Source organism: Pedobacter sp. (assembly GCF_035566355.1).
GTDB lineage: Bacteria > Bacteroidota > Bacteroidia > Sphingobacteriales > Sphingobacteriaceae > Pedobacter.
In genome coordinates, this window is record NZ_DATMRL010000604.1 from 1 (window position 1) to 7,084 (window position 7,084).

The window sequence follows — 7,084 nt, forward strand, 5'->3', positions numbered from 1 at the left end:
TTCATATTATTATATAAATTAAAAATACTTAAATTAATAATCAGATTTATTATGCGCTAAATTAGGCAATTAGTTTGCCAGAACAAGATAAACTTGTCATTAATAATTCAGTTTTAATAATAGTTAGGAATTTGCATTTTACTTTAAGAAAAAAAGTAAAAATGGGCAAGCACCTTTTATCGCACCGCTACAACCTTCTACCCTTGCTTCGTTCCCGCCCTGGGGGAGTTCAAAGGGAGCTGATCGTAAAAGACTTGCCCGCCACAAAAGTAGCAAAAGAGATCATTCTACCAAAGAAAATTTGATAATAATTCTGCGTTTCCAGACGATTTAGGCCTAATTTGCTGAACAGTAGAAGTTTGCAGTGTAAAATAATTTTTAAGAAATCTTAAACTTAAGAACAAGTAAATAAAAACACGTTATTAAAAATGAATACAAATAAGGGCGTTGCGAAATTCGTAATTGGGAACGATTTAAATTACGATATTTTTAATACTTATATAATTTCAGAAGTAATTAATTCATTTTTCTGAAAAATATATACAAAAATGGCAATTTTATTTAGAAATCTCTATCTTAGTGTTTCTAACACACTTAGCTTTATGGACCACACAGAAGACAATCAGGGATTATATGACCAGCGTTTTGAACACGATGCCTGCGGTATTGGGTTTGTTGCTCATGTAAAGGGAAGGAAGTCCCAGCAAATCATTTCAGATGCCATTACCATACTTGAAAAATTAGATCATAGGGGAGCAGTAGGGGCTGAGATCAACACCGGAGACGGTGCAGGGATCATGATTCAAATTCCACACGAATTTCTTTACGACGAATGCTTAAAAATCGGATTTAGCCTGAACCAATCCGGTGATTACGGCGTAGGGATGTTATTTTTACCTAAAGACATTAAAGCCCGGGAAGAGTGCCGCGAGGTTATTTACCGTGCTGCTGAAAAACTAAACTTAGAAGTTCTTGGTTTTAGAAAAGTTCAGACAGACACTACTGATATAGGGGATATGGCTTTATCGGTTGAACCGGAAATGGAACAACTATTTATAGCCAGACCTTATGCTATTGCGGCTGGAGCTGATTTTGAACGTAAGCTATATGTATTTAAAAATTACCTGACCAAAACCATACTGAATACTGTAAACGGAATTAAATCTGATTTTTATATTGCATCGTTCTCTTCAAGGACTATAGTATATAAAGGTCAGCTGACTTCTTTACAGGTTAGAACTTATTTTACCGAATTAAGCGATAAACGTGTAGTGTCTGCATTTGGACTTGTACACTCCCGTTTTGCAACCAATACTTTTCCATCGTGGAGATTGGCACAACCTTTCAGGTATATTGCCCATAATGGAGAGATCAACACCTTGCAGGGTAACCTGAACTGGTTCCGTGCAAGTGTTAAATCATTTGCATCTTCTTATTTTACGCCTGAAGAACTCAATATCCTTTTACCAGTGATTGATGAGAGTCAATCTGATTCGGGATGTTTAGATAATATAGTTGAATTATTGCTACATGCCGGCAGATCATTACCACATGTACTGATGATGTTGGTTCCAGAGGCCTGGGATGGCAATGAGGATATGGATGAGCTGAAACAAGCTTTCTATAAATTTCATGCGACCTTAATGGAGCCTTGGGACGGACCTGCAGCAATTGCCTTTACAGATGGAAATCTGATTGGTGCCACCTTAGACAGAAACGGTCTTCGCCCATCCAGGTATGCAATTACTGAAGATGACCGTGTAATTATGGCATCTGAAGCAGGTGTTCTGGCTTTAGATCAGAGCAAAATCATTGAGAAAGGCCGGTTAACCCCTGGAAAAATGTTTGTGGTAGACATGGAGCAGGGCCGTATTATTAGCGATGAAGAAGTTAAACAACAGGTTTGCAGCAGAAGACCTTATGCAGACTGGCTGAACCAATACCAGATCAGACTTGAAGAATTATCTGATCCACGTGTCGTATTCAGTAATCTTTCTGAAGAGTCTATCTTTAAATATCAGCAGGTTTTTGGATACACCAGAGAGGACATCGATTTAATCATTAAGCCGATGGCACTTGAAGGTAAAGAGGCTATTGGTTCTATGGGAACAGATACGCCATTGGCTATATTATCCCAGAAACCTCAGCATTTGTCTTCGTACTTTAAACAACTGTTTGCCCAGGTAACCAATCCGCCAATTGATCCGATCCGTGAAAAAGTGGTGATGAGTCTGGCCGGATTTATGGGGAATAATGGTAATTTACTGGAAGAACACGCCATGCAATGCCATTGTGTGGGTATTAAACATCCAATATTAACCAATCTTGAATTAGAGAAATTAAGAAGTATTGATACCGGTGTGTTTCAATCTAAAACGCTGCAAACGTATTTCAGAGCTTCTGGTAAGCCTGGAGCTATGGCGAAAGCATTGGATCGTTTATGCCGTTATGCTGTTGATGCGGTTGAGGATGGCTTCCAGGTGATTATTTTATCTGACAGAGCGGTAGATTCTGAGCACGCTGCTATACCTTCTTTACTTGCCGTATCGGCAGTTCACCACCATCTGATCCGCAAAGGTCACCGGGGTGCTGTAGGTATTGTTGTAGAAGCTGGTGATGTCTGGGAAGTACACCATTTTGCCTGTTTAATTGGTTTTGGTGCGACTGCGGTTAACCCGTATCTCGCCTTGGAAACCATTAAAGGAATGGAGCATGAATCAGATCAGAAACTGGAGAAATTGACTCAAAACTATATTTATGCAGTAAATAATGGTTTGCTTAAAATATTCTCAAAAATGGGAATATCTACTTTGCAGTCTTACCATGGGGCTCAGATATTCGAGATTTTAGGTATCCACAAAAATGTGGTAGATACTTATTTCTCAGGTTCAGTATCCAGAATCGGTGGGCTTGGTCTTGATGAGATTGCAAATGAAGCACTCATTAAACACAGCAGGGTATTTGGAAAGGCGCACAGACCTGATCCTATTCTTCCAACTGGTGGTACTTACAAATGGAGACGCAAAGGTGAACAGCATTTGTTTAACCCGCAAACCATCCATTTGTTGCAGAATTCTACCAGAAGAAATGATTATGCAACTTATAAGCAGTATTCTAAACTGGTTAATGAGCAAACCAAACAAGCTTATACCATTCGTGGCTTATTTGAATTTAAATACAACAGACCAGCTGTTCCTTTGAATGAGGTGGAGCCAGTTGAAAACATATTAAAACGCTTTGCAACCGGAGCCATGTCATTTGGTTCAATTTCACATGAGGCACACTCTACTCTTGCAATTGCCATGAACCGTATTGGCGGAAAAAGCAATACGGGTGAAGGTGGTGAAGACGAATTGCGCTATGAAATTTTGCCAAACGGAGACTCTATGCGTTCGGCTATCAAACAGATTGCATCTGCACGTTTTGGTGTAACCAGTTATTATTTAACAAATGCAGACGAGCTTCAGATCAAGATGGCACAGGGTGCCAAGCCTGGAGAGGGTGGTCAGCTTCCCGGACATAAAGTGGATGACTGGATTGCGAAAGTGCGTCATGCAACACCAGGTGTAGGTTTAATTTCGCCTCCGCCTCACCACGATATTTATTCTATTGAAGATCTTGCACAGCTGATCTTCGATCTGAAAAATGCAAACCGTGAAGCAAGAATTAATGTAAAACTGGTATCTAAAGCTGGAGTTGGTACAATTGCTGCCGGGGTAGCTAAGGCTCACGCTGATGTAATCCTGGTTTCTGGCTTTGACGGAGGAACAGGTGCATCTCCATTAACCTCTATACAACACGCAGGTTTACCTTGGGAACTTGGATTGGCTGAAGCTCACCAGACTCTTGTAAAAAACCGCTTAAGAAGCAGGGTTGTTCTGCAAACTGACGGTCAGCTTAAAACAGGAAGAGATATTGCTATTGCAACTTTATTGGGTGCAGAAGAATGGGGTGTGGCTACTGCTGCCCTGGTGACTTCTGGCTGTATCATGATGCGTAAATGCCATTTAAATACTTGTCCGGTAGGGGTAGCTACTCAAGATCCTGAACTGAGAAAATTATTTACTGGTGAAGCAGATCATGTGGTAAATCTCTTCTATTTCCTTGCTGAGGAATTGCGTGAAACCATGGCCGAACTTGGTTTCCGTACCGTAAACGAAATGGTTGGACAGGCTGATGCTTTAGGTGTTCGTCAAATTGCGGAGAGCGATTGGAAACTTAAAGACCTGGATCTTTCCGGAATTTTATATAAAGCACCGGATAATGGTCTAAGCTTCTATAACACAGAACAACAAGATCATGGTCTTAGCGAGGTTCTGGATCATAAGCTAATCCTGGCCGCACAACCCTCTATTCTGAGCAAAGAGCCTGTATTTAAAGAATTCGAAGTGAAAAATACAGACAGAGCAATTGGTACGATGTTGTCTAATGAGGTCTCTAAAGTGTATAAAGGCCAGGGCTTACCTGTAGATACCATTAATTTTAAATTCAATGGTTCTGCCGGACAAAGTTTTGGAGCTTTCGCAGCGAGGGGTATTTCTCTTCAACTGGAAGGCGAGGCGAATGACTATGTGGGTAAAGGACTTTCGGGAGCAAGATTATCTATTTATCCTTTCTCCAACATCAATTATGTACCAGAACAGAATATCATTATTGGTAACGTGGCACTCTACGGTGCAACTTCTGGTGAATTATTTGTGAGAGGCCAGGCTGGAGAAAGATTTGCTGTGAGAAATTCTGGTGCAACAGCAGTTGTTGAGGGACTTGGTGATCATGGTTGTGAATATATGACTGGTGGTGAGGTTCTGGTTATCGGTGAAACAGGAAGTAATTTTGCCGCAGGTATGAGCGGTGGTGTTGCCTGGATCTATGATACAAAGGGCGATTTCCCATCAAAATGTAATAAGGAAATGGTTGATCTGGATCCATTAACTGAAGAAGATGAATTGCGAATTAACATTTTGTTAAAAAAGCATATTCAATTGACTGGCAGTAAATTGGCTCAGTTCATATTAAATGATTGGGCAACTCAATCTGCACATTTCATCAAAGTATTCCCTAAAGAGTACAAAGCAGTATTAATGAAAAGAAATTCTAAATTAAAAATATCTTAAATTATGGGAAAAGTAACTGGATTTTTAGAGTATGAAAGAACTGCTCCTGTAAAAGAAGATGCCAAAGCGCGTTTAAAACATTACAATGAGTTTGTTCAGGCTTATGAGGCAGAGCAGATCAATAAAGAAGCTGCACGTTGTATGGATTGTGGGGTTCCGTTTTGTCAGTCGGGCTGCCCACTGGGAAATGTAATTCCTGAATTTAACGATGCTGTATATAAAGGAGATTGGGAGCTGGCAACATCTATTTTGCTGAGCACAAACAACTTCCCGGAGTTTACGGGTAGGATTTGCCCTGCACCCTGCGAATCTGCATGTGTACTTGGGATCAACAAACCGCCGGTTTCTATTGAGGAGATTGAAAAACACATTATTGAAATTGCTTTTGCAAAAGGTTATATTAAAGCAGAACCGCCTTTGTTAAGAACAGGCAAAAAAGTGGCTGTTATTGGATCAGGTCCTGCGGGTTTAGCTGCTGCAGCACAATTGAACAAGGCGGGGCATGAAGTGACTGTTTATGAGCGGGACGATACACCGGGGGGATTGTTAAATTATGGAATTCCTGATTTCAAGTTGCAAAAAGATGTCGTAACAAGACGTATTGCGCTGTTGGAGAAGGAGGGGGTGATATTTAAATGCAACTCTAACGTTGGTGTAAATGTAGAGATCAGCACTTTATTAAGAGATTTCCAATCTATTGTACTGGCGGGTGGTTCTACAATCCCTAGAGATTTAACTATTCCGGGTCGTGAATCTAAAGGTGTTCATTTTGCTATGGACTTCCTGAAACAGCAAAATAAACGGGTAAAGAACTTCAGTTTTGAACAGGAACCGATTTTGGCCACTGGTAAAGATGTTATTGTGATTGGAGGGGGAGATACCGGTTCAGATTGTATTGGAACTTCCAATAGACAGGGGGCTAAATCTGTAACTCAGTTTGAGATCATGCCTATGCCTTCGCAACAACGTACACCAAATATGCCTTGGCCAACTTATCCAATGCTTTTAAAAGTAACTTCTTCTCATGAAGAAGGATGCGAAAGAGGCTGGGCAGTCAATTCCAAAGAATTCATTAAAGATGAAAACGGAAATCTGAAAGCCTTGAAAATAGTAGACGTAGAGTGGCAGATTGACGCGAATGGACGTCCGGTTAATTTTACTGAAATTGCGGGTACAGAACGCGAATTGCCTTGCCAGTTGGTACTCTTGGCTATGGGCTTCCTGCACCCTCAAAAAGAAGGTTTACTGGAGAAATTAGGTGTTGAACTTGACAACAGAGGAAATGTTAAAGCTGAGGAAGGAAACTACCAAACCAATATTGCAAAGATCTTTGCTGCAGGTGATATGAGAAGAGGTCAGTCATTGGTGGTTTGGGCCATATCTGAAGGCAGAGAAACCGCAAGAAAGGTTGACGAGTATCTGATGGGATATAGTAAATTACCATGTAAAGATGGTATTCCATACGCTTAATCAGTATAAAAGTATATAAAAAGAAAGCCGGTGTGTATTTAGCATCGGCTTTCTTTTTATACAGCTATATGCCATCAGTTAAATATTGTTAAATTATCTAGTTGTTGTAGGCTTTGGACACCAATTTGCATGAGCATGATTAGTAAACGAAACCTTAAATTGGTAACAACATGAAAAAGATTATTATTGTTGCTGTGCTATTGATAACGTCAGTATTCAGCATACCTGCTAAAGCTCAAATTAGCTTAAACGTAAACATAGGTTCTCAACCGCTTTGGGGGCCAACTGGCTACGATCATGTAGACTACTATTATATTCCTGCTATTGATGCTTATTACTATGTGCCTTCAGGTCAATACATTTACCTAACCAATGGCCGTTGGACATGGAACAGAAATTTACCTCCGGCCTATGGAAATTTCAATCTTTATAATGCCTATAAAGTAGTGATCAATAAGCCAAAACCTTACCTGCAGCACAACACCTATGTTCGTCAGTAC

At 40.3% G+C, this 7,084-nt stretch carries 3 protein-coding genes and 1 other RNA gene; 3 read left to right on the plus strand and 1 reads right to left on the minus strand.

What is annotated here, in order from left to right; translation table 11 throughout:
- Positions 1-160: 160 nt before the first annotated feature.
- An RNA gene (gene ffs / locus VNZ46_RS23715) (signal recognition particle sRNA small type) lies at positions 161-260 on the minus strand.
- A 342-nt stretch (positions 261-602) separates the two neighbouring features.
- Here ffs and gltB point away from each other — a divergent pair.
- From gltB to VNZ46_RS23730, 3 genes are all read left to right on the plus strand, one after another.
- The gene (gene gltB / locus VNZ46_RS23720; RefSeq protein ID WP_325563260.1) at positions 603-5,114 is read left to right on the plus strand and encodes a glutamate synthase large subunit; all 4,512 of its coding nucleotides are present in this window, start codon (positions 603-605) and stop codon (positions 5,112-5,114) included.
- A 3-nt stretch (positions 5,115-5,117) separates the two neighbouring features.
- On the plus strand, positions 5,118-6,584 hold the full coding sequence (locus VNZ46_RS23725) for a glutamate synthase subunit beta (RefSeq protein WP_325563256.1): 1,467 nt from the start codon (positions 5,118-5,120) through the stop codon (positions 6,582-6,584).
- A 170-nt stretch (positions 6,585-6,754) separates the two neighbouring features.
- A partial coding sequence (locus VNZ46_RS23730; RefSeq protein WP_325563258.1) for a hypothetical protein occupies positions 6,755-7,084 on the plus strand: 330 nt, incomplete at its 3' end.

Bases quoted from the DNA above. Each gene is read 5' to 3' on its own strand.
- gltB (WP_325563260.1), top strand. From the start codon at position 603: ATGGACCACACAGAAGACAATCAGGGATTATATGACCAGCGTTTTGAA.
- VNZ46_RS23725 (WP_325563256.1), top strand. From the start codon at position 5,118: ATGGGAAAAGTAACTGGATTTTTAGAGTATGAAAGAACTGCTCCTGTA.